24 protein-coding genes are annotated in these 24,277 nt (G+C 57.0%); 11 read left to right on the top strand and 13 right to left on the bottom strand.

From position 1 onward, the window contains the following. Positions 1 to 211: 211 nt before the first annotated feature. From greB to AUC60_RS09615, 3 genes are read right to left on the bottom strand one after another with little or no spacing between them, the layout of a single operon-like run. Positions 212 to 709 (bottom strand): transcription elongation factor GreB, encoded by a 498-nt coding sequence (gene greB, locus AUC60_RS09625; RefSeq protein ID WP_087266158.1) that lies wholly within the window; start codon positions 707 to 709, stop codon positions 212 to 214. Positions 710 to 745: 36 nt separating this feature from the next. Beyond that, positions 746 to 3,253 carry an ABC transporter permease gene (locus tag AUC60_RS09620; RefSeq protein ID WP_087266156.1) on the bottom strand — a complete coding sequence of 836 codons (2,508 nt, stop codon included), beginning with the start codon at positions 3,251 to 3,253 and terminating at the stop codon, positions 746 to 748. Further along, positions 3,253 to 3,936 (bottom strand): ABC transporter ATP-binding protein, encoded by a 684-nt coding sequence (locus tag AUC60_RS09615; protein WP_087266154.1) that lies wholly within the window; start codon positions 3,934 to 3,936, stop codon positions 3,253 to 3,255. The genes AUC60_RS09620 and AUC60_RS09615 overlap by 1 nt, the downstream gene beginning before the upstream one ends. 10 nt (positions 3,937 to 3,946) lie before the next feature. Here AUC60_RS09615 and AUC60_RS09610 point away from each other — a divergent pair, with 10 nt between their 5' ends. The 3 genes from AUC60_RS09610 (at position 3,947) to AUC60_RS09600 (ending at position 5,955) form a co-directional block, all read left to right on the top strand. Beyond that, positions 3,947 to 4,552, top strand: a complete 606-nt coding sequence (locus AUC60_RS09610) for an arylesterase (RefSeq protein ID WP_087266152.1) — start codon at positions 3,947 to 3,949, stop codon at positions 4,550 to 4,552. A gap of 56 nt (positions 4,553 to 4,608) precedes the next feature. After that, on the top strand, positions 4,609 to 4,902 hold the full coding sequence (locus AUC60_RS09605; protein WP_087266150.1) for a hypothetical protein: 294 nt from the start codon (positions 4,609 to 4,611) through the stop codon (positions 4,900 to 4,902). Positions 4,903 to 4,986: 84 nt separating this feature from the next. Continuing rightward, entirely contained in the window at positions 4,987 to 5,955 is a 969-nt protein-coding gene (locus tag AUC60_RS09600) for a L,D-transpeptidase family protein (protein ID WP_087266148.1), read from the top strand. A 93-nt stretch (positions 5,956 to 6,048) separates the two neighbouring features. Here the strand turns inward: AUC60_RS09600 and AUC60_RS09595 are convergent, their stop codons facing one another. Next, positions 6,049 to 6,312 (bottom strand): DUF4404 family protein, encoded by a 264-nt coding sequence (locus AUC60_RS09595; protein WP_087266146.1) that lies wholly within the window; start codon positions 6,310 to 6,312, stop codon positions 6,049 to 6,051. A gap of 223 nt (positions 6,313 to 6,535) precedes the next feature. Further along, entirely contained in the window at positions 6,536 to 7,144 is a 609-nt protein-coding gene (locus AUC60_RS09590) for an HAD superfamily inactivated hydrolase PcrP (protein ID WP_087266144.1), read from the bottom strand. Positions 7,145 to 7,353: 209 nt separating this feature from the next. Between AUC60_RS09590 and AUC60_RS09585 the strand changes: the two genes are divergently transcribed. Beyond that, complete coding sequence (locus AUC60_RS09585) at positions 7,354 to 8,055, top strand: MlaA family lipoprotein (protein ID WP_087266141.1); 702 nt, start codon at positions 7,354 to 7,356, stop codon at positions 8,053 to 8,055. A 78-nt stretch (positions 8,056 to 8,133) separates the two neighbouring features. Here the strand turns inward: AUC60_RS09585 and AUC60_RS09580 are convergent, their stop codons facing one another. Next, positions 8,134 to 8,433, bottom strand: a complete 300-nt coding sequence (locus AUC60_RS09580; protein ID WP_087266140.1) for a PilZ domain-containing protein — start codon at positions 8,431 to 8,433, stop codon at positions 8,134 to 8,136. Positions 8,434 to 8,697: 264 nt separating this feature from the next. On the opposite strand from AUC60_RS09580, the gene rssB reads away from it, so the two are divergent. Continuing rightward, positions 8,698 to 9,879: a two-component system response regulator RssB gene (rssB, locus tag AUC60_RS09575; protein ID WP_087266138.1), complete on the top strand. Its 1,182-nt coding sequence runs from the start codon at positions 8,698 to 8,700 to the stop codon at positions 9,877 to 9,879. After that, positions 9,879 to 10,361: an anti-sigma factor antagonist RssC gene (rssC, locus tag AUC60_RS09570; RefSeq protein ID WP_087266136.1), complete on the top strand. Its 483-nt coding sequence runs from the start codon at positions 9,879 to 9,881 to the stop codon at positions 10,359 to 10,361. The genes rssB and rssC overlap by 1 nt, the downstream gene beginning before the upstream one ends. 77 nt (positions 10,362 to 10,438) lie before the next feature. Here the strand turns inward: rssC and tal are convergent, their stop codons facing one another. Further along, complete coding sequence (tal, locus tag AUC60_RS09565; protein ID WP_087266134.1) at positions 10,439 to 11,365, bottom strand: transaldolase; 927 nt, start codon at positions 11,363 to 11,365, stop codon at positions 10,439 to 10,441. A gap of 165 nt (positions 11,366 to 11,530) precedes the next feature. Then, positions 11,531 to 12,541 carry a tRNA dihydrouridine(20/20a) synthase DusA gene (dusA, locus tag AUC60_RS09560; RefSeq protein ID WP_087266132.1) on the bottom strand — a complete coding sequence of 337 codons (1,011 nt, stop codon included), beginning with the start codon at positions 12,539 to 12,541 and terminating at the stop codon, positions 11,531 to 11,533. A 377-nt stretch (positions 12,542 to 12,918) separates the two neighbouring features. Between dusA and AUC60_RS09555 the strand changes: the two genes are divergently transcribed. Continuing rightward, a complete protein-coding gene (locus AUC60_RS09555) occupies positions 12,919 to 13,248 on the top strand; it encodes a DHCW motif cupin fold protein (protein ID WP_087266392.1) in 330 nt (109 codons plus the stop codon). 43 nt (positions 13,249 to 13,291) lie between these two features. After that, the gene (dapF, locus tag AUC60_RS09550) at positions 13,292 to 14,110 is read left to right on the top strand and encodes a diaminopimelate epimerase (protein ID WP_087266130.1); all 819 of its coding nucleotides are present in this window, start codon (positions 13,292 to 13,294) and stop codon (positions 14,108 to 14,110) included. 103 nt (positions 14,111 to 14,213) lie between these two features. Here dapF and AUC60_RS09545 read toward each other — a convergent pair whose 3' ends face one another. Further along, positions 14,214 to 15,116: a LysR substrate-binding domain-containing protein gene (locus AUC60_RS09545; protein ID WP_087266128.1), complete on the bottom strand. Its 903-nt coding sequence runs from the start codon at positions 15,114 to 15,116 to the stop codon at positions 14,214 to 14,216. Positions 15,117 to 15,274: 158 nt separating this feature from the next. Here AUC60_RS09545 and ydiJ point away from each other — a divergent pair, with 158 nt between their 5' ends. Then, entirely contained in the window at positions 15,275 to 18,307 is a 3,033-nt protein-coding gene (gene ydiJ / locus AUC60_RS09540) for a D-2-hydroxyglutarate dehydrogenase YdiJ (protein ID WP_087266126.1), read from the top strand. Positions 18,308 to 18,523: 216 nt separating this feature from the next. Here ydiJ and AUC60_RS09535 read toward each other — a convergent pair whose 3' ends face one another. Beyond that, positions 18,524 to 19,660, bottom strand: a complete 1,137-nt coding sequence (locus tag AUC60_RS09535) for an alkene reductase (RefSeq protein WP_087266124.1) — start codon at positions 19,658 to 19,660, stop codon at positions 18,524 to 18,526. 135 nt (positions 19,661 to 19,795) lie between these two features. Further along, positions 19,796 to 20,473 (bottom strand): type 1 glutamine amidotransferase domain-containing protein, encoded by a 678-nt coding sequence (locus AUC60_RS09530; protein ID WP_087266122.1) that lies wholly within the window; start codon positions 20,471 to 20,473, stop codon positions 19,796 to 19,798. A gap of 215 nt (positions 20,474 to 20,688) precedes the next feature. Between AUC60_RS09530 and AUC60_RS09525 the strand changes: the two genes are divergently transcribed. Further along, positions 20,689 to 21,285, top strand: coding sequence for a TetR/AcrR family transcriptional regulator (locus AUC60_RS09525; RefSeq protein WP_087266120.1), 597 nt, complete (start codon positions 20,689 to 20,691; stop codon positions 21,283 to 21,285). 208 nt (positions 21,286 to 21,493) lie between these two features. Here AUC60_RS09525 and AUC60_RS09520 read toward each other — a convergent pair whose 3' ends face one another. Together AUC60_RS09520 and AUC60_RS09515 are read right to left on the bottom strand one after the other, a co-directional pair. Further along, positions 21,494 to 22,183 carry a hypothetical protein gene (locus AUC60_RS09520; RefSeq protein ID WP_144443245.1) on the bottom strand — a complete coding sequence of 230 codons (690 nt, stop codon included), beginning with the start codon at positions 22,181 to 22,183 and terminating at the stop codon, positions 21,494 to 21,496. A gap of 86 nt (positions 22,184 to 22,269) precedes the next feature. Continuing rightward, positions 22,270 to 23,103 (bottom strand): SDR family oxidoreductase, encoded by an 834-nt coding sequence (locus AUC60_RS09515; RefSeq protein WP_087266116.1) that lies wholly within the window; start codon positions 23,101 to 23,103, stop codon positions 22,270 to 22,272. A 95-nt stretch (positions 23,104 to 23,198) separates the two neighbouring features. On the opposite strand from AUC60_RS09515, the gene AUC60_RS09510 reads away from it, so the two are divergent. Further along, the gene (locus AUC60_RS09510; protein ID WP_238599548.1) at positions 23,199 to 24,104 is read left to right on the top strand and encodes a LysR family transcriptional regulator; all 906 of its coding nucleotides are present in this window, start codon (positions 23,199 to 23,201) and stop codon (positions 24,102 to 24,104) included. The last annotated feature ends 173 nt before the right edge of the window (positions 24,105 to 24,277 follow it).

Genomic DNA, 24,277 nt, shown 5'->3' with positions numbered 1-24,277 from the left:
CATACACATTATGGAATGCCATTTATGTGGGAGCAGGGCTTGCCCGCGATGCATGAGATGCAGCCATAAGGCATACCGAGTTATCGTTTATCGCGGGCAAGCCCTGCTCCCACATAGATCGCGCCGCCCGGCTAGTCCTTCAAGATCAAGCCTTTAGGCAAACATAGAATCTCCCACAGGGCCGGTGGCCGCCCGTGCAAATGCAGCGTTGTCAGGGGTAATCAATCGCCACGATGTAGCAGAGCTGCTCACCGGTAGGGGTCTGAACCTTCACTTCGGCATCCAGCGCTTTGCCGATCAGGGCGCGGGCGAGCGGTGAGTCGATGCTGATCAGGTTCAGTTTCAGGTCCAGCTCGTCAGGGCCGACGATCCGGTAGCGCGACTCTTTGCCATCTTCGTCCTCAATGGTCACCCAGGCGCCGAAGTAGACTTTGTTGACATCGCTTGGGTGCGCGTCGACGACTTTGAGGCTTTCCAGTCGTTTGGTTAAAAAGCGCACGCGACTGTCGATTTCGCGCAGCATCTTTTTGCCGTAGGTGTATTCCGCATTCTCCGAGCGGTCCCCCTGAGCCGCTGCTTCGCTCACCGACTGAGTCACTTGCGGACGGCGTACGTGCCAAAGCTCATGGAGTTCGGCACGCATCCGCGCTTCACCCTCGGGGGTGATCAGCGCGGTGCCGGCGGTACGGGGAGGGCGGTAGCGACTCATGGCTTGTCGTTGTGTTGGGCAGGGGCGCGAAGTTTATCAGCCATCACGCAAAACCGTCAGCGGGCTGACGTTCAACGCACGACGAGTACCAAACACGCCCGCGCCACCGACCAGCAACGCGCCAACGACAGGCAACAGCAACAGCGACGCATGCGGCGCCCAGTCAAGGTTAAAGGCGTAGCGATACAGCGCGAATGTCACCAGTTCGCAGCCCAGTGCAGCCAGCAAGCCGCTGACGGCACCCAGCAGGCCGAACTCGATGCGTCGCGCTTTGATCAGTAATGCCCGTTCTGCACCCAAAGCCCGCACCAGAGCGCCTTGGCGAATGCGCTCATCAAGGGTCGCTTGCAAGCCGGAAAACAGCACTGCAATGCCCGCCGCCAGGACGAACAGCAGCACGAACTGCACCGCTAGCGTGACCTGATCCAGAATACTGCGCACCTGCGCCAGTAATGCTTCGACGCCCAGAATGCTGATGGCCGGGAAGGTGCGCGACAGCTCGACGATCTGTTTGTCGTTTTCAGCAGGCAGATAGAAACTGGTCATGTAGGTGGTCGGCAGATCCTGCAAGGTGCCTGGCTGGAAGATGATGAAGAAGTTTGGCTGGAAGGTGTCCCAATTGACGTCCCGCAGACTGGTAACCACGGCATCACGACTCATCCCGCCGACCATGAAGTTCAAGCGGTCGCCCAGTTTGATCTGCAGGCTGTCAGCCAGCTTGGCCTCTACCGAAACCCCGGGGGTTGCGCTTGTTTCGCCGTTGGCTGGCCACCAGTTGCCTGCGGTCAGGGTGTTGCCTTCCGGCATGTTTGCCGACCAGGTCAGGTTCAGGTCGCGGCGTGTAGCATTTTCACCGCGCGAATCCTTGGTCACGAAGTCGCTCACCGGCTTGTCGTTGATGTTCAGCAGGCGACCGGGCACTACCGGGTAGAGCGGTGCAGCGTGGGGTGAGAGTTTGCTGATCTGCTGGCTGAAGGCGTCTTTTTGATCTGGCAGCACGTTGAGCACAAAGTAGTTTGGCGCGTCTTTGGGCAACTGGTTTTGCCAGGTGTCCAGCAGTTCGCCACGCAGTAGCGCGATCAAACCCATGGACAGCAGAATCAGGCCGAACGCCAGTGATTGCCCGGCAGCAGCCATGGGATATCGCAGCAGTTGACCCAGACCCAGGCGCCACGGCAGGGATGCACGGGCCAACATGCGACGCAGGCTTTTCAAGGCCAGTAACAGCAAACCGCCCAACACCACCGCGGCAATCACGCCGCCGCCCAGCAAGGCAAAGGTCAACACCAGATCGAGGCTCAAACGCCACATGATCAAACCCAGAGCGACCAGGGCGGCACCGTATACCAGCCATGAGCTGGCCGGGATCGGCAGCATGTCACGGCGTAACACGCGAAGCGGCGGTACGCGGCCCAACGCTGCAAGCGGCGGCAGAGCAAACCCGGCCAGTGCGACCAGCCCGGTGCCGATACCCGCCAGAGCAGGCATCACGCCGCCGGGAGGTACGGTGGCGGGTAACAGATCATGCAAGAGACCGAACAGCGCCAACTGCGCGAGCCAGCCCAGCAACGCACCGCTCAATGCGGCAAGCAGGCCGAGCATGGCCAATTGCAGGCTGAACAGCACCAGTGCTTCATTTCTGGATAGACCCAGACAGCGCATCAGCGCACTGGCGTCGAATCGGCGCACGGCGAAACGTGCAGCAGAAAGTGCAACGGCCACACCGGCCAGCAGCACCGCAACCAGACTGGCCATATTCAGATAACGTTCGGCCTTGCCCAGCGCACCGCCAATCTGCTGACTGCCGTCGCGAGCGTCTTTTATTTCCTGGTGAGGCTCCATGCCCGGCTCGATGGCCTTGCGATACGCGGCCAGTGCTTCAGGTGGGCCGCTCCACATGTCCCGATAGCTGACACGGCTGCCCGGTTGTACAACGCCGGTGGCCTGCAGGTCAGCCATGTTGATCATGACGCGAGGCGTCAGGCTGTAGAAGTTACCGGCACGATCGGGCTCATATGTCAGAACCCGAGTCAGCTTGAGTGTCTTGGAGCCAACATCGATGTCGTCACCCACTTTAAGGTCCACAGCCGGGAACAGGCGCGACTCCGCCCAGGCCTCACCGGGTTTCGGGCCGCGGCTGACTTCTTCAGGCTGATACAGGTCGGCCGCGCTTTTCAGTTCTCCGCGCAGCGGGTAAACACTGTCGACAGCCTTGATGCTGGAAAGCTGAATACCGGCATCGGTGGCGATAACCGTAGAAAATACGACGATTTGCGCATGGTCGAGCTTGAGTGCTTCGCCCGCCTGAATCTGCTCAGGCTTGGCCGGGCTTGAGCCTTCTACGACCAGATCAGCACCGAGAAACTCGGTGGCGCGCAACAGCATCGCGCCATTTAGGCGAGCACCGAAATAACCGATAGCGGTGCTGGCGGCTACCGCGACCAGCAAGGCAAAGAACAGGACTCGCAACTCCCCGGCGCGGGCATCGCGCAGCAGTTGGCGAGTGGCGAGGGCGAGCAGGCGCGAAAACGGCAGGCGTACCATCAAGGCTCCAGTGGGGCGACCAGGCGGCCACCTTCAAGACGGATCAGGCGTCGGCAACGATGTGCCAGGCGCTCGTCGTGGGTAACCAGTACCAGCGTCGTGCCGCGTTCCTTGTTCAGCTCGAACAGCAGGTCACTGATGCGCTCACCGGTCTGACTGTCCAGGTTGCCAGTGGGCTCGTCGGCGAACAGCACTGACGGATCAGCCGCAAACGCGCGGGCAATGGCGACTCGTTGCTGTTCACCGCCCGACAGTTGGCGCGGCGTGTGGGTCAGACGCTTGCCCAGCCCGACGCGCTCAAGGAGGACTCTTGCTTGATCGCGGGCGTCCTTGCGACCTTCCAGTTCCATGGGCAGCATGACGTTTTCCAGCGCATTGAGGCTATCCAGCAACTGGAATGACTGGAATACAAAGCCGACATGTTCCGCTCGAACCCGCGCCCGCTGATCCTCGTCCAGCTCACTGAGGTTGCGTCCCGCCAGGACCACCGCGCCGGAGCTTGGCAGGTCGAGACCGGCGAGCAGGCCGAGCAGGGTGGATTTACCGGAGCCGGACGCGCCGACGATGGCCAGACTGTCGCCCTTGTTTAGTTCCAGAGAGAGTTCGTGCAGGATGGTCAGGTCACCTTCGGTGCTGGGGACCACTTTGTTGAGGCTCAGAGCACTGAGAATACTTTCACTCATGGAGAATCCGATGCGTGCGTGGTTTTTAAGTGCTGGCCTGGGTTTGCTGTTGCTGTCACAAGCCGCAGCGGCGGGCACAGTATTGATCGTTGGGGATAGTATCAGCGCGGCTTTCGGCCTGGATACCCGCATTGGCTGGGTTGCCTTGCTTGAGCAGCGTATGAAGCAGGAGGGATTCACCGACAAAGTGATCAATGCCTCCATCAGTGGCGATACCAGTGCCGGAGGACGGGCGCGGCTGCCTGCGCTGCTTGCAGAGCATAAGCCGGAACTGGTGATTCTAGAGCTGGGCGGCAATGATGGCCTTCGTGGTCAGCAGCCAACTCAATTGCAACAAAACCTTGCATCGATGATTGATGGCTCGCGGGACGCTGGCGCCAAGGTACTTTTGCTGGGTATGCAGATCCCGCCTAACTATGGACCACGCTACACCAACGCGTTCAAGGCGGTTTACAGCAACCTGGCCGAAGAGAAAAAAGTACCTTTGGTGCCGTTCTTTCTGGAGGGTGTAGGCGGTGTTCCCGAGTTGATGCAGGCTGATGGCTTGCATCCGGCGGCTAATGCTCAGCAAAAGTTGCTGGAAAATGTCTGGCCGACGCTAAAACCGCTGCTTTGAGGCTTTTCTAGGCGGGGGCTTTCGGCTAAGGTGGCGCCCCCAATCTGGAGCCCTCCATGCCACGTCCTGCCTGGTCCCTGTATGCCTACCAAATGATCGAGCCCGATGAGCAGCTCGATCTGTTCGCGTGCCAGGAAGTCAAAGTGCATCTGGTTGCCCGTCAACTGGAACTGGGCGGGACCGTCGACCGCACGCTGTGTGGCACCTTATTGCCTGCGCAGCCGCGCTGGTCACTGGTGGCGAGGGAGGTTTTTCGTGACGAGCGGCTATGCTCGTTGTGTCGCGCTATTGTAGAAGCACAGAAGCGCGGCACCCGGCCAATCTGGCCGGAATTGCGCTTCATGGAGTAGATTGCGGGGTGATTCCCGGTCCAGCAGGACTGGGTGTACAATTCGCCATCTTCACTACCCGCCGTATTGCCCAAGGATTCCCGGATGTTGTTGCGCATTCCAGCCGTTACCCGCTGCCTGTCGCTTGCTGCACTGTGTGCGGCGGGCTCCGTTTCCGCTTTGGAATTCCCTCTGCCACCTCCGGGTGAAGACATCATTGGTCAGGTGCAGACCGTCACCGCCAAATACGAAGACACTTTCGCCGACCTGGGCACCAAATACGATCTGGGCTATCTGGAAATGATCGCCGCCAACCCGGGCGTCGACCCGTGGCTGCCGGGCGCTGGTACTCAGATCGTGTTGCCGACCCGTTTCATACTGCCAGCCGGTCCGCGCGAAGGCATCGTGATCAACCTTTCCGAATACCGCATGTACTACTACCCCAAAGGTGAGAACGTGGTTCACACCTACCCACTGGGTATTGGTCGTGAGGGATGGGGCTCCCCTATCGGCGTCACCAAGGTGATTGCCAAAACGCCTAATCCGACCTGGACTCCACCGGCGTCGATCCGTGCCGAGCACGCTGCTGATGGCGATCCACTGCCGAACGTGGTGCCTGCAGGTCCGGATAATCCACTGGGGCCATTCAAATTCGGCCTGGGCATGTCCGGTTACCTGATCCACGGCTCGAACAAGAAGTTCGGTATCGGCATGCGCACCAGTCACGGTTGCTTCCGCATGTACAACAACAACGTGCTGGAACTGGCTGGCATGGCTCCAGTGGGTACCACGGTGCGCATCATCGCCGAGCCGTACAAGTTTGGTTTGAGCGGCGGCAAGGTGTATCTGGAGGCGCATACGCCGGTGGATGACAACGGCAACCCTTCGGTGGTCGACAAGCATACGGCGGTGATCAACGCTTTGCTCAAGCGTGAAGACCTGGCCAACAACCTGCGGATGAACTGGGATCTGGTTCGCGACGTAGTCGCTGCTGAAGACGGCATGCCGGTAGAAATCGCGGTGCCGAGTGCTGCGGTCGCGGCCAGCACAGACGTTCAAGTGCCACTGCAGTAAGCGTCAAGCCAAAGCCTGCTTCGCAGCCTGTTCAGAATGTACTTCAGGCGAGCGGAGCAGGCTTTTTTGTGGCCGGTGTTTCAGATAGGGGAACTAGATACCGATGTTGCCCAGAGTCACTACGATGTTACGCAGCGTGCCAGCGATGCCGGGATGGTCAAGTTCAAAGCGCTCCACCGCCAGATTGACCCCGTCGGCCAGGCTTGGGTCCTGCGTCACGGATTCCAGTTCGATCTGGGATTGAATCTGCTGTGCCAGGTTTTCGAGGTCGGCGCGCTCAGCTTCGTTCAGTGGTGGATTCTGCTCCAGTTGCTCGCGCAGGGTATTGAGTTGTTCTTGCAGTTCGCGGGCAGGCATGAGGTGCTCCTTGTTTGATAAGTCTGTCCCATGGACCCCGGCGCAATGCCAAAGGTTCGTCATGAGCCTGTATCAAGACTAATCCAACGCGGCGCGGGTTGCATGACTCTGATCAAACAGGAGCATTGCTGCAGGACTGGCTAAAGGGGTTCCTGCAGGGCAAAGACAAAGCAGAGAACTCACAGGCAAACCCAAGTCTGCGCAAGAGGCACATCAGCAGATGCTAGGGTTTCTCGCCCTTGGTCCTGCGTAGCGCGATATCTGCCAGGCACGACTCCAGTTCGCCCAGATGATCAATCGCTGAGTGCACCCCCAGTGCGTAAAGCTGCAATGTCGCCTGCCCCCTGCGGTGTTCACGTTCGGCATCGGTCAGTGCTTGCCATTGTGAGGGAGACAGGCCGCACAGCGATCCACATGACGCAAGGCCTACGGTCCAGAGGCCAGCGTTAAGGCCGGCTTTCAGAAGGTCTGGCTCGCCGCTGACGAGTACGCAGCCGTCCAGTTGGCTGACATTCAAGGTCATCAGCGCTTGCCAGCATGCATCTGGGGCAGGCCAGCGTGTCTCGGTAGTCCTGGAGGCTCTGATCAAATGGCTGACTGATTGAGCTATTCGAGTGGCGACGTTCTCTGGCAACTCATCCAGCCAGGCGCAAGGTATGCCTTGTTGATGCAGTCGCTGTAAGGCTTTTAGCGCCCCTGGGGTGATCAGCGAGTGTTCATCACTCGGTTCGCGAGCGTTACGCGCTTGCGCGCCGAAATCCACCAGACAGCCGCTCAGGCCAAAAAGGACGGCAGTAAAGGCGGGCAGTGGGGCTGTCACAGGCGCGAGCATGGCGATATCTCTGAAATAACGCTGAACGCTACTGAGCATTTGTGACAGTAAGATGAATATCTGGTGATGATGTTTAAAGGCGTTTCGCGGGTCTTACGGACTTCAATAGCCAAGGTGCTGCCTAATTCCTGTCATATGGCCTTATACTCCCAGCCTTGACGTATGGGGGCGTAGCGCCCGCTTCATTACTTTTGCCAGGAGTTTCAGCTATGCCCGTGACCGGTGCAGGTGTGTTCAATCGTCTTGCTCAGCTGTGTGTCTGTGCCGGTATGGCGCTGGCGCCAATGGCTGCACAGGCCGCTGAAGAAGATCCGTGGGAAAGCGTTAACCGGGTGATTTTTCGCTTCAACGACACCATCGATACCTATGCTTTGAAACCTATCGCGCAGGGTTATCAATTCGTTGCTCCGCAGTTTGTTGAAGATGGCGTTCATAATTTCTTCAACAACATCGGCGATGTCGGCAATTTCGCCAACAACGTGCTGCAGGCCAAACCTGCCGCTGCCGGTGTTGATACCGCTCGCTTGATTTTCAATACCACTTTTGGCCTGTTGGGCTTCATCGACGTAGGCACCAAAATGGGCCTGCAACGCAGCGACGAAGACTTCGGTCAGACGCTGGGCTACTGGGGTGTGCAAAGCGGTCCGTATGTGGTGCTGCCTTTGTTTGGCCCGAGCACCGTGCGTGACGCCGTTGCCAAGTACCCGGACACCTATACCTCGCCGTACCGCTACATTGATCACGTACCCACCCGTAACACGGCACTGGGCATCAACCTGGTCGATACCCGCGCTAGCCTGTTGTCGGCGGAGCGCTTGATCAACGGTGACAAGTACATCTTCATCCGCAACGCGTATCTGCAGAACCGTGAGTTCCGGGTCAAGGACGGTCAGGTCACTGACGATTTCTGATTAGCCGGGCTTAATGAATAAAGGCGACCTGTGGTCGCCTTTATTTTTTTACCGTTTGTGAACCAGTTCCGTCGAAGATCAGTTCATCTTGACGATTGTCAGGCCCAGTTTCTGTCCGCCATCGGCTTCGTCAGTCACCCAGACAACCTCTGTGTCTGCTTCAAGCCCCTTGAGTGCAGCATGGTCTGAATCGATACGTACGCTCAGCTTATCGCCTACCTTGAACGTTCTGGGTGCCTGTACCTGCATCCCGGAGCTCGATAAATCAATGCATACAGCCGGAATGATCTGGCCTGCGTAGATCAAGCTGACGTCGGCTTCCACGCGCATGCGGATGTAGTCTCGTTTCTCCTCGTAGCTTCGATCATTTAGACTCATGTCCAGTCCTTCGTTTTCGTTGCTGAATTCACAGTTCTTATAACTCTGAGCGATTTGCCGTGTAAAGACGCAAAGTGGGCGCTGGCGCGTGCTTGAAACGCCCGTCGGATGGGAGTACCGTCTGCGCCTTGAAGGGCACCTCTGAAACGCTTCCCACAGGATCAAAAGTCCAGTCGAGCGGTCAGAGAGGCTAGAAGCGAATCCAGTACGCAGACCCGAGAACCGGGTTGCCTACGCCAACCTAATCTGGCGCCGTTTGCCCACATGCAGAAAACCAGTGCCACGCTGCTGATAATCGATGACGACGAAGTAGTGCGAGCGAGTCTTGCCGCCTATTTGGAAGACAGTGGCTTCAGCGTCCTGCAAGCTAACAATGGCTTGCAGGGCATACAGATATTCGAGCAAGACAAGCCCGATCTGGTGATCTGCGACTTGCGCATGCCGCAGATGGGTGGGCTTGAGGTTATTCGTCAGGTAACGGCCATAGCGCCCGAGACCCCGGTAATCGTTGTGTCGGGGGCGGGCGTCATGAACGACGCCGTCGAGGCACTTCGTCTGGGGGCCGCCGATTATCTTATAAAGCCGCTTGAAGACCTCGCAGTGCTTGAGCATTCAGTGCGTCGGGCTCTGGATCGTGCGCGTCTGCTTCAGGAAAACCAGCTCTATCGCAAGAAGCTTGAAACGGCGAATCGCGAGCTGGAGGCCAGTCTGCATCTGCTTCAGGAAGACCAGGATGCCGGGCGCCAGGTGCAGATGAACATGCTGCCGACCAGCCCGTGGTCGATTGATCAGTTCAATTTCGCCCATGAAATCATTCCGTCGCTCTACCTGTCGGGTGATTTTGTTGATTACTTCCGCGTCGATGAGCGCCGGGTAGCGTTTTATCTGGCGGATGTTTCCGGGCATGGCGCGTCGTCGGCATTCATTACGGTGCTGCTCAAGTTCATGACCACGCGCTTGCTGTTCGAGTCAAAGCGCGGTGGTACGCTGCCGGAATTCAAGCCCTCGGATGTTCTGGGCCACATCAATCGCGGTTTGATCAGCTGCAAGCTGGGCAAGCATGTAACCATGGTCGGCGGTGTGATTGATGAAGAATCGGGTCAACTAACGTACGCTGTCGGCGGTCATCTGCCGTTGCCTGTGCTGTATACGCCAGGTGAAGCGCGTTATCTTGAGGGGCGTGGCTTGCCGGTAGGGCTGTTCAACGAAGCCACCTATCAGGATCATGTGATCGACTTGCCTGAGTCGTTTAGTCTGACCCTGTTGTCTGATGGCATTCTGGATCTTCTTCCCGGTGATACACTCAAAGAGAAAGAGGCCGCACTACCTGAACTGGTAAAGGCGGCGGGTGGCAGCCTGGATGGTCTGCGCCAGAGTTTTGGATTGGCCACGCTAGGGGAGATGCCGGATGATATCGCCTTGTTAGTGCTGAGCAGGAACCTTTAATGAGTACCGGTAGAATCCAGTTCGCCGAGCAGGAAGGCACGTTTGTCCTCAAGTTTGTTGGGGAAGTGCGGTTGACCTTATGTTCGGCTTTGGATGCGACTATTGAGCGGATTTTCACTGCACTGAATTTTTCAGCAGTTGTGATCGATCTGACCGAAACCCGAAGCATCGACAGTACGACACTCGGCTTGCTGGCCAAGTTGTCGATCCTGTCGCGTCAAAAAGTTGGATTGTTGCCAACGCTGGTCACCACCCATGAAGACATCACCCGGCTCTTGCAGTCGATGGGTTTCGATCAGGTATTCAACATCGTTGACCGACCGATACCGTGCCCTGAGTGCCTGACGGACCTGCCGTCCCAGGATCAGTGCGAAGAAGTGGTCAAGTCTAAGGTGCTGGAAGCGCACAAGATCCTCATGGGGCTCAATGACTCCAATCGCGAAGCCTTCCATGACCTGGTCAATGCCCTCGAGCGTCACTGATCACTCCCTGATTCGCTGGCAGCAAAAAGGGCGGCACCCGTTAGGATGCCGCCCTTTTAGTCTTTCAGAGTTACCGATCAGACTTTTGCGCTAAGCAGCGCTTCCAGTTTTTCCTGATCACGAGCGAACTGGCGAATGCCTTCGGCCAGTTTCTCGGTTGCCATGGCATCTTCGTTCGATGCCCAGCGGAACTGGCTTTCATTCAACGTCACGCGTGGCTCGCCGGCATTGCCTGGCGACAGCTTGCGTTCCAGTGTGCCGTTATCTTCCGCCAGTTTTTGCAGCAGATCCGGGCTGATAGTCAGGCGGTCACAACCGGCCAACTGCTCAATCTGGCTCAGGTTTCGGAAGCTGGCACCCATGACCACAGTCTTGTAGTCATTGGCCTTGTAGTAGTTGTAGATGCGGGTTACAGACTTTACGCCTGGGTCTTCCGCGCCAACGTAGTCTTTGCCCTCGGCCTTTTTGTACCAGTCGTAGATCCGGCCCACGAACGGCGAGATCAGGAACACGCCAGCATCGGCACAGGCCTGGGCCTGGGCGAAGGAAAACAGCAGGGTCAGGTTGCACTGGATGCCTTTCTTTTCCAGTACTTCGGCAGCGCGAATACCTTCCCACGTCGACGCCAGCTTGATCAGGATACGATCCTTGCTGATGCCTGCCTGGTCATACATGTCAATCAGACGCTGGGCGCGTTCGATGCAGCCGTTGGTGTCGAAAGAGAGGCGGGCGTCGACTTCAGTGGAAACACGGCCCGGCACAACCTTGAGGATTTCCTGGCAGATGGCGACCGCAAAACGATCAGATGCCAGACCGATATCGCCATTGGCACCGCTGAAGGCAGCCTTGAGGCGATCAGCATTGCTGTCGCTTGAGCCGGCCTTGAGCAGCAGAGAAGGGTTAGTAGTCGCATCGACCGGCTTGAGCTTTTCGATGGCTGCGAAATCGCCGGTATCGGCAACAACGGTAGTGAATGCTTTGAGTTGATCCAGCTTGGAAGTCATGAGTGTGCTCTGTCCTGTGCGGTTAGATGACATTACCCGAGCGCCGCCGCCCACTCAAGGGCGCAAAGTATAACGCTGCGCCAGAACGGGGCGGCTTGCTGCCGGGTGGGCGAAAACTCGATCCAGACTGGTTGGAGCGCGATCCGCCTGTGTTGTTCCGTACGGTCAGCGACCTTCCAGCAGTCCGGCAGCCTGATCCAGAAGAGCCAGCGGATCCTGAGTTTTGTGGATATCCACCGACAGCAACTGCCTGAAGCGTCGCGCCCCCGGGAAACCTGTGCCAAGCCCTAGTACGTGGCGGGTGACGTGATGCATGGAGCCACCACTCTGAATATGCGCCGCAATGTATGGACGCATCGCCGCCAGCGCTTCGGCACGGGAAATCACCGGTGCATCACTGCCGAACAGTTGCTGATCAACTTCGGCCAGCAGGTAAGGGTTGTGATACGCCTCGCGGCCCAGCATCACGCCGTCGAATACCTGTAAGTGCTCCTGGCATTGCTCCAGAGTCTTGATACCGCCATTAAGGATGATTTCCAGATCAGGAAAATCCCGCTTCAACTGAGCGGCCACGTCATAGCGCAGTGGCGGGATATCACGGTTTTCCTTGGGCGACAGACCTTCAAGAATCGCAATCCGCGCATGAACCGTAAAACTGGTGCAGCCCGCGTCACGCACCGTGCCGACGAACTCGCATAGCTGTTCGTAGCTGTCGCGTCCATTGATCCCGATTCGATGCTTGACCGTCACCGGAATCGACACCGCGTCACGCATCGCCTTGACGCAATCGGCCACCAACTGCGGATGCGCCATCAGCACTGCACCAATCATATTGTTCTGCACCCGATCGCTCGGGCAGCCCACATTCAGATTGACCTCGTCATAACCCACCGCCTCAGCCATCCGCGCACACGCCGCCAGATCCGCCGGAACGCTGCCCCCCAACTGCAACGCCAGCGGATGCTCCGCCTCGTCGTGCTGGAGGAAACGATGCGGATCGGCGTTGAGCAGAGCGCCGGTGGTGACCATTTCGGTGTAGAGCAGAGCGTTCTTTGACAAGAGGCGCAGGAAGAAACGGCAATGTCTATCAGTCCAGTCCATCATCGGCGCGACGCTGAAGCGGCGGGAGGGTTCAGGGGATGTAGTGCGAATATTGTTGAGAGCTTCGGGCGACATGGTGTTCAACGTATCTGTACCAATTCTGGACGGTGTCAGTCGGCGCTGATCACGGCGATGAAGGGTGGAGTTTACCAGAGTAGGAGGGGCAGAACCGACGGCGTCATAATGAAGCAACTGGCCATTGATGATGAGTTTCAGCTGGATACGGCTGCCATGCTAAGTCGCTAGTGCTTCAAGAGGGCGCTCTCATGTTTCGGTACGACTCCGCCGTGTTGTAATGCTGTCTGAAGGGCCGTATTGCGCGGCAGCCTATTTACGGTGCTTGCCGCAGTCACTAAGGCGCGCTGTATCCCGCGACTACAAGCAATCTGTATCTATCAGCCATTCCTTCAGGCTGATACGGTTTGCATCCCTCCTGTTTTGAGCCAGCCATGATCGAACTCAGCGCTTTCCCATTCGGTACAACCGACTGGTCGACAATCGAACCCGTAGAACATGTCGGTGAAACCGGTACTGCTTATTGGCGCACCTGTGAGTTTGGTTCGGTTCGCGTTCGTATGGTGGAATACAGCCCCGGCTATCTTGCTGATCACTGGTGTTGGAGAGGCCATATCCTGCTGTGTCTGGAGGGTGAGTTGCACACTGAACTGGAGGATGGTCGACAGTTCATCCTCACTGCCGGTATGAGCTACCAAGTGAGCAATGACGCCGAGGGGCATCGGTCATTTACCACTACCGGTGCCAAGTTGTTTGTGGTGGACTGAAGTACTTTTAAACATCACCCATGTCTCGTTGCAGGATCTATTGATGCCATTTGGTTTTCATAAAATGCATGCCAATGGCGATGACTTCGTCATTGTGGATACACGAAACGCTGCCAATCCGTTTACCAGTGCCATTGCTCGGCGATTGGGCGACCGTAACCGAGGTCTGGGTTTCAATCAGCTTGCGGTGCTGCTGGATTGCGATGATGCGGCGGCGCGCTTGATATTCTGGAACGCGGACGGCTCTGCGCTGGATGCATGTGGAAGCGCGACGCGCGGTGTTGCGGATCTGTTGATGCGTGAAGCGGATGTGACGTCGGTAACGTTAAGGACTAATCGTGGCTTGTTGGCGTGCGAGCGAACGTCGACCGGCGATATTGCGGTCGACATGGGCAAGCCGCTATTTGGCTGGGCAGATATTCCGCTGGCCGTAGAGCTGGACTCGGTTGTTTTACCACTGGCCGGTCGTCCGACAGCCTGCAGCATGGGCAATCCGCACTGTACCTATTTTGTCGATGATCTGGCCGATGTTGATATCGCAAAAATAGGTCCGGCGCTTGAGACCAATGACTTGTTTCCGCTCAAGACGAACGTGCATTTCGTCCAGATTATGAGCCGCAAACACATCCGGTTGCGCATCTGGGAGCGGGGCGGTGGCATTCCCCTCGGTTCGGGCTCCTGCGCGTGTGGTGCGGCCGTTAACGGGATACGTCGTGGTCTGCTGGACAATACGGTCGAGGTTGAATGTGATGGCGGAACCGTGACGGTTCGCTGGGATGGGATGGGGCCGGTATTTCTCATCGGGTCGGTAGAGAGCGTAGCGTCGGGATTGATCGCTGACCGTTTGTTGGATGTAGTCTGAGAAACATTCACTTGTAGGAGCTACCGAAGGTTGAGATAGCGTTAATGCTTCGCAGCCTTCGACAACTCCTGCAAGAAATGCATTCAACGCAATGACGGCGTTTTTACTTGTCAGGAAATGGCAACGACAGAAGCCATTGACTGAACGCGTTCAGCGATGGCAGATGCTGATACCGGGTCGCGTAGACAAGGTAATAACTGCGGCCGCTGTCCATCGCGTCAAACAGTGCAACGAGCTCACCACTCTTGAGTTCGTCCTGGACCAGGATTTCCGGTACCAGCCCGATTCCGATGCCTGCCGATACCGCCTGAATAAGATGTGCAGTGAGTTCGAAACTAGGGCCGGATCTCATGTTTCGATGATCAACGTCATGACTGTCAAACCAGTCAGACCACGCGCTGGGTCTCGACACAACGTTGAGCAGCGCATGCCCTGCAACGCTGGCGGGCGTCATAGCCTCGTAGTCGGGCAGTGCTGCAGGGCTGGCAACGACCACGAGTTTTTCGCTGAGCAGCTTGTGCGAGACATAACCAGGCCACTCCCCCAAACCTACACAGATGATTGCGTCCATGTCGTGCGTGGTGGGCTGAGTTTCTGCCTGGATAATCCTTGAGTGGATGTGCACCAGTATTCCAGGGTGCTTCGCATAGAACTCATGCATGCGCGGCAGCAGCCACTTTGAGCCCAGCGTCGGCAGCACCGCCAGATTCAAAGGTCCACCTTCATTTTTGTACGAAATGGTCTGCAGTGTTGCGCTGCGAATACGCCCCAGAGCGGCGGCCAGTTCATGCTGATAAAGCGCCCCGGCGGCCGTCAGTTCGATCTTGCGTCCGTCACGTCTGAACAGCTCGACTTCAAGTTGGGCTTCGAGCGTTTGCACCTGCCGACTGACCGCGCTCTGGGTCAGCGTCAATTCTTCCGCGGCTTTGGTGAAGCTGCCATGCCGGGCTGCGGCTTCGAAAGCAATCAGCAACGACATCGATGGGGTCAGTCTTCTAGGGTTCATTCATAAAGCTCATGCAAAATCAGCAGGAATTACGTTTGTGACAAAGGCTGAGAGGCGTAAAAATTAACAAAAAATAGAATCTGATGCTCTGCGCCCGTCAAGCCGAGCATACGCAACGTGAATGCATAGATTAGCTTCTTGGCCTGTAGGAATTCCATATGATCGCCCGTTTGTCCCCGGCAGTTGCCCAAAGTACGACGTATGAAGCCTTTCTTGATGCCCTTGGGGCGGCGGGCTTTCGCGGGGAGATTGCGCGTGATTATGGCGGCCGGACCGTGTTGGCAACGGACAACTCGATTTATCAACGTCTGCCCCAGGCCGCGGTGTTTCCGCTGGATGAGCAGGACGTTGCGATTGTTTCGCGGCTTGTCGCCAAGCCTGAACACAGTTCGGTAGTGCTCACGCCTCGTGGCGGCGGTACAGGCACCAACGGCCAATCGCTGACGGATGGTGTGGTCGTCGACCTGTCACGGCATTTGAACAATATCCTTGAAATCAACGTCGAAGAGCGCTGGGTCAGGGTCCAGAGCGGTGTGGTCAAGGATCAGCTCAACGCTGCGCTCAAACCTCACGGGCTGTTTTTCGCACCGGAGCTTTCAACCTCGAATCGAGCCACCATTGGCGGCATGATCAACACCGATGCGAGCGGGCAGGGCAGTTGCACCTATGGCAAGACCCGCGATCATGTGCTCGAGTTATCCACGGTGATGCTGGGTGGCAGTCGCCTCGATAGCCTGCCGATCGACGCCGAACAGTTACAGGCGCTGGTCAACCAGACTGACCGTGTTGGCGAGGCGTATCGCTGTGCGCTGGACATCGTCGAGACCCAGGCCGAACTGATCGAAAGCACGTTCCCGAAACTCAACCGCTGCTTGACCGGCTACGATCTGGCGCACCTGCGCGAGGCGGACGGGCGCTTCAACCTGAACAGTGTGCTTTGCGGTTCCGAAGGCTCGCTCGGCTTTATCGTTGAAGCCAAACTCAACGTCCTGCCTATCCCCAAATATTCGATTCTGGTGAATGTGCGCTACGCCGGTTTCATGGATGCGTTGCGCGACGCCAAAGCCTTGATGGAAATGAAGCCGCTGTCCATCGAGACCGTGGATTCGAAAGTGCTGATGCTGGCGATGAAAGATATCGTCTGGCATGGCGTCGCAGAGTACTTCCCGGAAAATCCCGATACGCCAACCCTGGGCATCAACATCATCGAGTTCAGCGGTGATAACGAAGAGGTCGTCCAGCAAAAAGTCCACGACTTCGTCTTGCACTTGCAGCGTGACACATCTGTTGTGCGCCTGGGCCACACCCTCGCAATAGGCGCTGATGCGCTCAAACGTATTTATGCCATGCGTAAACGAGCGGTGGGCTTGCTCGGTAACGTCAAAGGTGAAGCCCGGCCGCAGCCTTTCGTTGAGGACACTGCTGTGCCGCCTGAAAATCTCGCAGATTTCATTCAGGAGTTCCGGGCGCTGCTGGACAGCCACAACCTGCAATACGGGATGTTTGGTCATGTCGATGCGGGCGTGCTGCACGTTCGGCCGATTCTGGACATGAAGGATCCGGTTCAAGCAGCCCTGATCCGGCCGATCTCCGATGCTGTCGCGGCACTGACGCAAAAACATGGTGGCCTGTTGTGGGGCGAGCATGGCAAGGGGTTGAGGTCGCAATATGTCCCTGACTACTTCGGTGAGCTTTACCCTGCATTACAAGCACTCAAGGCGGCGTTCGACCCGCACGACCAGCTCAATCCAGGCAAGATCGCGACCCCCGCAACGGTGCCGGCCGCAAAATTGACGTTGGTGGACGAAGTCCGATTGCGTGGCGAGCTGGACCGCACGATTGATGAGCGTGTCTGGCAGAGCTATGACGCCGCGCTTCACTGCAACGGTAATGGCGCGTGCTACAACTTCGACCCTGATGACGCCATGTGTCCGTCCTGGAAGGCCACCCGCAATCGTATTCATTCGCCCAAGGGGCGCGCTTCGCTGCTCCGCGAATGGCTGCGCTTGCAGGGCGCGCAGGGCGTTGATGTACTGACGGCCGCCTCGGGTGCAACGCAGAACATTGCCCGGCGAGCGATCAATACCGTCCGGCAAAAGCTCGGGCAGGAAGATTTTTCCCATGAGGTTTATGACGCGATGGCGGGTTGCCTGGCGTGTAAATCCTGCGCCGGGCAATGCCCTGTGAAGGTGAACGTGCCCGAGTTTCGCTCGCGCTTTCTTGAGCTTTATCACACCCGCTATCTGCGCCCACTCAAGGACTACTTGATCGGTTCTCTGGAATACACCGTTCCTTACATCGCCAGGATGCCGCGACTCTACAATTTCGCCATGAGTGCTCGCCCGGTTCGTTGGGGCCTTGAGCGCATCGCGGGAATGGTCGACAGCCCATTGCTCAGCCTGATGGACTTCACCGCCGTTTGCCGACGCTGGAACGTAGAAGTGGCGACCCCTCAGCGTCTCGCCATGCTGTCGGACGCACAGCGGGCGAAAAGTGTGATCCTGGTTCAGGACGCGTTTACCCGTTTCTTCGAAACCCCGTTACTGGCTGACTGGGTAGAGCTGATCTCAAGGCTTGGCTACAAGGTTTATCTGGCACCCTATGCACCCAATGGCAAGCCGCTTCAAGTGCAGGGTTTTCTCAAAGCGTTTGAAAAGGCCGCCAGCTTCAATGGCCAGTCGCTTTTCAATCTTCAGCAGTACGACGTGCCATTGGTGGGGCTGGACCCAGCCATGACCCTGGTTTACCGACAGGAATACGCCAAGACGCTGGAGGCCGACAAGGCGCCGTCGGTGCTGCTGGCGCAAGAGTGGCTGATTAATGCGCTGCCGCAAGGCGAGTCGCTGAGGGAGGCCGAGCCTTACCACTTCCTCCCGCACTGCACGGAAAAAACCAATGAGCCGGGCAGCATCGGCTTGTGGCAAAAGATTTTTGAGCGCGCAGGGCTAAAGCTCCAGGTTCAGGCCAGCGGATGTTGCGGGATGTCGGGGACCTACGGGCACGAAACACGAAACGCCGCCACGTCGGACATCATCTACGGTCAATCCTGGAAACTGTTGATCCAGAAGTTCAACCAGTCCGGGCGGGTCGTTGCTGACGGTTATTCCTGCCGCAGTCAGGTCAAGCGCCAGGAGGGGGCAACGGTGCTTCATCCGTTGCAGGTTTTGTTGGCGCGCTTGAGGGAAGTCTAAGCGCAAACCGACACCTTTCAAGCCAAAAGAAATACTCCTGATTGAACCTGGCCCTGTAGGAGCACACCGAGGTGACGAGTGCCAGCGATGGCGGAATGTCAGACAAACCGCTATCGCTGGCACTCGTAACCTCGGTGAGTTCCTACAGGTTAATTGTTGCTGTGTGACGGCGCGGCGTCAAAACAGGATCGCCCCCGCCACATCAGGCTTCAGCCGTCATTCAGCGTACAACGGGTAATCCACATAGCCCTCGGCATTGCCGCCATACACCGTGGCCGGGTTGATTGGGTTCAGCGGCCAGTCATTGGCGATACGGGCTGGCAGGTCCGGGTTGGCAATGAACGGGCGACCAAACGCAACAAGGTCCGCCAATCCTGAGTACAGCAGCGCCGAGCCGCTTTGCGCTGTGTATTTGCCGGCATACATGATGGCTCCGCTGAAGGTGCTTCTCACGTCACGACGAAATGCTTCAGGCATGGCTGGCGCGTTATCCCAGTCAGCTTCGGCGATGGACAGATAAGCAATACCAGCGTTTTCCAGAATCTTGATGGCTTCGATGTACGTAGCGTGCGGATCTTCCTCCACCAGACCCAGATAAGTACGGTCTTCATCCGTAGTCGTGAACAGAGGGGCAAAACGTACGCCGACCCTCTCTTTGCCAATGCACTCGGCAACACCGGCGACAATTTCACGCAGGAAGCGCAGGCGATTATCCAGTGAGCCGCCGTACTGATCTTCGCGGTGATTGCTGTGAGCCGAGATGAACTGGTTAACCAGATAGCCATTGGCGCAGTGCAATTCGATGCCGTCGAAACCGGCTTCGATAGCATTGCGTGCCGCTTGAATATAGAGCTGAACAAGCTCTTGCACTTCATCAGTGGTCAGTGCCCTTGGCACAGAAGGTTTGACCAGTTCGCCAGCACCTGGCGCGGTTTCGATAAACACGCTCACCTGATCCGCCGCGATGGCAGACGCCGATACGGGGGCGTCGCCATTTGGTTGCAGCGCGGTATGAGACACCCGACCGACATGCCACAGCTGGGCGAAGATGACGCCGCCTTCGGCATGCACCGCTTCGGTGACTTTACGCCAGCCAGCGATTTGCTCGGGTGTGTAGATACCTGGGGTCCAGGCGTAGCCCTGACCGCGCGGCTCGATTTGCGTACCTTCGGTAACCAGAAACCCGGCACCTGCGCGCTGGCTGTAGTACTGCGCCATTAGCTCGTTGGCGACGTTGCCAGGCTGGCTGCTGCGTTGCCGGGTGAGGGGCGGCAGGACGATGCGGTTTTTGAGGCTGTGATGGCCCAGTTGGGTCGGGGTGAAGAAATTGCTGTTCTTTACTGAGTTGCTCATTGATCTGCCTTGGTCGACGTTAAATGTCCAATTTTTATTAGACCAGTCGACTAATTATCGTTTAAAAATAATGGACGCTTTGCCGTTCGGCTTGGCGCCCACTGTAATCGTGTCGCAGGGCGTAGAAGTGAGGGATCAGCCCAGTTTTTTCAGTAACGCTTTAGCCACTGCTGCCGAGCTGGCAGGGTTCTGGCCTGTGACCAGTTGACCGTCTTCAACAACATAAACCTGCCAGTCGCCAAGTTTGGAGTAGTCCCCGCCCAGACGCTGGAATTCGTCTTCGATCAAGAAAGGCACTACGTCAGTCAGGCCAACGGCTTCTTCTTCCGAGTTGGTAAAACCAGTCACTTTGCGGCCACTGACCAACGGTTTGCCGTCTGCGCCTTTGACATTAATCAGGACGCCAGGTGCGTGGCAGACAAAGCCGTGAGGTTTGTTGCTGCGGTCAAAGGCTTCGATCAGCGCAATCGAATCCTTGTCTACAGCCAGATCCCACAGTGGACCGTGGCCACCTGGATAGAAGACGGCGTCGAAATCTTCAGCGCGGACACCTGACAGCAGTCCGGTGTTGGCGAGTACGCGCTGAGCATCAGCATCTTTGCGGAAGCGATCTGTCTCGGCGGTTTGCGCATCCGGCTCGTCACTTTTTGGATCAAGCGGTGGCTGGCCACCGGCTGGCGAGACGACGGTAATCTCGGCACCGGCATCCTTGAATGCGAAGTAGGGGGCCGCAAACTCTTCTAGCCAGAAGCCGGTTTTTTTGCCGGTATTACCCAATTGATCGTGCGAAGTCAGAACCATCAGAATTTTCATAAAGTATTCCTCGAAGGTGAAGGGGTGGCAATGAAGAGAAGCGACGCCGAGGCTAAACCGTCAGCGCTTCAGGTCACCGATGGGACAAAGCTTAGACTAGGAATAGACCAGTCGTCTAGAGTTTTTTTCAATGCGTTTGCTCAGGGTTGGTCAAGGATCCGGCTAAATGGTTCAAACAATAGACGACTGGTCTAATTTTTGATATTTTCCGTTTCATGAAACCGACCTACGACGACACTCGCCAGCATTTACTCGACACCGGCCACCGCATGATGGCCGGGAAGGGCTTCACTAGCGTGGGCCTCAGCGAACTCCTGCAAGTAGCGGGCGTGCCCAAGGGCTCGTTCTATCACTACTTCAAATCCAAGGAGCAGTACGGGCAAGCCTTGCTGGAAGATTACTTCGCTGGCTATCTCGCTGACATGGACAGACGCCTGGCCTTGCCAGGGTTGACGCCTCGCGAGCGGCTTATGGATTACTGGCTTGGATGGCAGCAGCGTTGCGTCGAGCCGTTCAGCGGCAATGAGTGCCTGGTGGTCAAGTTAAGCGCCGAAGTGGCGGACTTGTCCGAGTCGATGCGTATCACCTTGCGTGACGGTGCCGAGCAAATCGTGCTGCGGCTCAGTGCGTGTATCAGGCAAGGCCAGACCGAAGGTTGTCTGCCGGGGCAAGATGCCCAACAGTTGGCGGAAACGCTGTATCAGATGTGGTTGGGCGCCAGCCTGCTGAACAAGCTGCAACGTGATGGTCGGCCTCTGCAGATGTCTATGAAGACGACCAGGCAGCTGCTGGGCGTTCCAGACAGCGTTTGATTTTGGCTGCAGTAGTTTTCTTGTGGCTGTGAAATTGTTGGTCTGCAGGAACCAGAACTTGGCCCTTATTTCTAGTTGCCCCCCGATCCTGTAGGCGCTCACCGAGGTTACGAGGCCAGCGATCACGGTTTGTCTGACACTCCGCCATCGCTCGCCTCGTAACCTCGGTGAGCTTCTACAGGGATCCGGCTTGTGATTTAACTTGGCCTCAGATAGTTCTCGTCTGCAGTTTTGAGGTCTCCACCCGGCTCGGAGCATCCGCAGCCACAGACCGCTGTTGCAGCCAGTAACCGACACTCGCTGACAGCCACATGGCGTAAGTCATCAATTCGATCTCTTCTTCCACAGCAGTCTTGGCCAGTCGAGCGTAGCCGTCATCCAGAATCAGATGCCAAAGCGCTCCCATACCAAATACCCTGGAAAACACCAACACGCACAAGCCGGTTGATATCGTCCCGAAAGCAGGTGTTCGGGTGAAGGCTGCCAACGCACGCAAAGTGTCTTGGCGATTCGCTGGCTTGAAGGCAATGGTCAACGACGTAATAGCGATCAGCAGAAATGGCCAACACCAGGCGCTGTGGCTGATGGGGTCGAAAAGGCCATCCAGCTCCCTCATCAACAAACAGGCGAAGAAGCCTGCAGCCAAGTTGTTGAAGCCTTTCTGTCCATCGCTTGCAGGTGACAACCAGAAGAGCAGGGCGCAGGCGAAAAGCAGCAGTTCCTGAGTGATTTCGGTAAATGAAACCTCTAGAAGTTGCGTATCAAATACGGCGATGTCCAGCCAGATCATCCCGAAAATGATGCCCGTCAGTGCAAGCTTGAGCAGGAACATGAGTGAAGCATTTTTTAAATCTTTAAAAATGAGGGGCAAAACAAAAGCTCCAGACTTGCGAGACAACTTGATAGTTGCGGTTCGTAAGGGGACGCTATTTCATTAATAATTTCAAATGCTTCCGTTGATTATCGGAATTGATGAAAATCATACTACATGTCGACATCACAACGATAAGCCACGTTTTTCTGGGTATTTAACAAGGCTTGGCGCTCGTACAATTTCGTGTTGATATTGTCCCAAGCAATACTGCCCAACGGCACTCGAAGGGGTAGTACATCCGCTTGTGCGATAGCGATCATTTGCTGAGCGATCTTGATCGGGTTGCCCATGTGAGGGCTGAACTCGCCACTCTGAAGGCGACTGCGCAGCTTGCCCACCGGACTCTTTTCATAAGCGGCGGACGGTCGCGCACTGTCAATACCGGCAAGGAAGTTCGTGGCCGTTGGGCCCGGCTCCAGCAGGCACATCTCGATGCCAAAGTGAGCGACTTCCTGAGCAACTGCTTCGATAAAACCTTCCTGTCCCCATTTGCTGGCGTGGTACAGGCTGAAGCCTGGATAGCTGATCCTTCCCCCTTCGGAACTGACTTGAAGAACACGACCGCTTTCTTGTTTACGCAGGTGAGGTAACAGCGCCTGGATGAAAAAGATCGAGCCGAGCAGATTGGTCTCGATCTGACGTCTGATCTGCACCGGCGAAAGCTCTTCCACAGCCCCGAAGGTCCCGTAACCGGCGTTGCTGATGACGATGTCGATACGATCCAATGCCTGAAATGCCTCAGCGACCGCCGGGGCGATGCGCTCGCTATCGGTCAGGTCCAGTTGAATGGGAACAAGCAGCTCGGGATAGCGATGCGTCAGATCATCCAGTGCCCCATCGCTGCGGTAGGTGGCAGCGACCCGGTCACCGCGTTCAAGCAGCGTTTCAGTCATAAGGCGGCCGAAGCCAGAGTTCGCACCGGTAATAAACCATGACGCAGACATGTTGATGTCCTCATTTGATTGTGGATTCCAAATCAAGCATGGGCCGGGCATGCTGTTCTGAATAGTCCATCAATCACGAACAGGCTGATCGAAAATTGCCACTAATCAATGCTCTTAGCCTGAAAGGCCTGCGCATGGCGTTGGCCGTTGCAGAAACCGGCAGCTTCCGCAGTGCCGCGCGATTGCTTCACATGGCGCCTTCGAGCCTCAGTCACGGGATTACCGAGCTTGAGCACACTCTCAAGCTGCGCCTGTTTCATCGCACCACACGTAGTGTCGCGCTGACGCTGGAAGGTGAGGCGTTCCTGTCCCGAATTCGGCCGCTACTGGGTGACCTTGAAATTGCCGTCGACGAGATAAACCACCAACAGGACGGCAGCATCAGCGGTGAGCTGCGCATCAATACCCCATTTGCCGCGGCACGTTATCTGTTGAAGGAAGTTGTGCCGGAGTTTATGACGCTCCATCCGGGCATTGAGCTTGAGCTACGCCACGAGGAGCGGCCGGTGGACATCGTCGCTGATGGCTGTGACGCGGGCATTCGGCTGGGCGGCAGTGTACCGATTGACATGATTGGCGTGCCATTTGGCGGCAAGGCACGTTTCGTTCCCGTGGCTTCTGCGGGCTATCTCCAGCAATACGGTCGTCCCGCTCACCCGGCAGAGTTGATGGCGCATAAATGTATCCGGATCAGAATGCCCAGAGGCGAGCGTTATGCCTGGGAATTTGAGCGCAAGGGCGAAAAAATCGAGCTGGATGTTCCGGGCTCGCTGACCGTCAACCGCATGGCCCTGATGATAGAGGCTGCCGAAGGTGACCTTGGCGTGGCGTTTGTCCTGGAGCAGGCTGTCGCGCAAAGTCTGGCTGACGGAAAACTGCAATTGTTGCTGAATGATTGGTGCCAGGATGAGCCAGGGTTAATGCTTTATTACCCGGGGCGACGAAATGTGCCTGCGCCGTTGAGGGCCTTTATCAGCTTCATTCAGGCGTTGGGGCGCTGAGCTTAAATCAACTTGTTGGCGAGGCCGTTATTGTGTTCTGCCCGATGCACCGCTTCGCGACCGTCGTAACCTCCGATGGCTCTTACAGGAAATCGCGTGGTGCCAGAAAGTCCGCATGTGCTTCGAGTTGTTCAGTAAACGCATTATCTGTAGGAGCTGCCGAAGGCTGCGAT

Origin of the sequence: Pseudomonas caspiana (assembly GCF_002158995.1) — a bacterium.
Lineage (GTDB): Bacteria > Pseudomonadota > Gammaproteobacteria > Pseudomonadales > Pseudomonadaceae > Aquipseudomonas > Aquipseudomonas caspiana.
The sequence above is the reverse complement of the archived record's forward strand: the minus strand, read 5'-3'. Positions and strand labels throughout refer to the sequence as shown.

Bases quoted from the DNA above. Each gene is read 5' to 3' on its own strand.
- AUC60_RS09585 (WP_087266141.1), top strand. From the start codon at position 7,354: ATGCCCGTGACCGGTGCAGGTGTGTTCAATCGTCTTGCTCAGCTGTGT.
- AUC60_RS09525 (WP_087266120.1), top strand. From the start codon at position 20,689: ATGAAACCGACCTACGACGACACTCGCCAGCATTTACTCGACACCGGC.
- AUC60_RS09615 (WP_087266154.1), bottom strand. From the start codon at position 3,936: ATGAGTGAAAGTATTCTCAGTGCTCTGAGCCTCAACAAAGTGGTCCCC.
- tal (WP_087266134.1), bottom strand. From the start codon at position 11,365: ATGACTTCCAAGCTGGATCAACTCAAAGCATTCACTACCGTTGTTGCC.
- AUC60_RS09620 (WP_087266156.1), bottom strand. From the start codon at position 3,253: ATGGTACGCCTGCCGTTTTCGCGCCTGCTCGCCCTCGCCACTCGCCAA.
- AUC60_RS09605 (WP_087266150.1), top strand. From the start codon at position 4,609: ATGCCACGTCCTGCCTGGTCCCTGTATGCCTACCAAATGATCGAGCCC.
- AUC60_RS09580 (WP_087266140.1), bottom strand. From the start codon at position 8,433: ATGAGTCTAAATGATCGAAGCTACGAGGAGAAACGAGACTACATCCGC.
- AUC60_RS09600 (WP_087266148.1), top strand. From the start codon at position 4,987: ATGTTGTTGCGCATTCCAGCCGTTACCCGCTGCCTGTCGCTTGCTGCA.
- AUC60_RS09590 (WP_087266144.1), bottom strand. From the start codon at position 7,144: ATGCTCGCGCCTGTGACAGCCCCACTGCCCGCCTTTACTGCCGTCCTT.
- rssB (WP_087266138.1), top strand. From the start codon at position 8,698: ATGCAGAAAACCAGTGCCACGCTGCTGATAATCGATGACGACGAAGTA.
- AUC60_RS09515 (WP_087266116.1), bottom strand. From the start codon at position 23,103: ATGTCTGCGTCATGGTTTATTACCGGTGCGAACTCTGGCTTCGGCCGC.
- dapF (WP_087266130.1), top strand. From the start codon at position 13,292: ATGCCATTTGGTTTTCATAAAATGCATGCCAATGGCGATGACTTCGTC.
- rssC (WP_087266136.1), top strand. From the start codon at position 9,879: ATGAGTACCGGTAGAATCCAGTTCGCCGAGCAGGAAGGCACGTTTGTC.
- AUC60_RS09535 (WP_087266124.1), bottom strand. From the start codon at position 19,660: ATGAGCAACTCAGTAAAGAACAGCAATTTCTTCACCCCGACCCAACTG.
- AUC60_RS09530 (WP_087266122.1), bottom strand. From the start codon at position 20,473: ATGAAAATTCTGATGGTTCTGACTTCGCACGATCAATTGGGTAATACC.
- AUC60_RS09610 (WP_087266152.1), top strand. From the start codon at position 3,947: ATGCGTGCGTGGTTTTTAAGTGCTGGCCTGGGTTTGCTGTTGCTGTCA.
- AUC60_RS09595 (WP_087266146.1), bottom strand. From the start codon at position 6,312: ATGCCTGCCCGCGAACTGCAAGAACAACTCAATACCCTGCGCGAGCAA.
- ydiJ (WP_087266126.1), top strand. From the start codon at position 15,275: ATGATCGCCCGTTTGTCCCCGGCAGTTGCCCAAAGTACGACGTATGAA.
- AUC60_RS09545 (WP_087266128.1), bottom strand. From the start codon at position 15,116: ATGAACCCTAGAAGACTGACCCCATCGATGTCGTTGCTGATTGCTTTC.
- dusA (WP_087266132.1), bottom strand. From the start codon at position 12,541: ATGTCGCCCGAAGCTCTCAACAATATTCGCACTACATCCCCTGAACCC.
- greB (WP_087266158.1), bottom strand. From the start codon at position 709: ATGAGTCGCTACCGCCCTCCCCGTACCGCCGGCACCGCGCTGATCACC.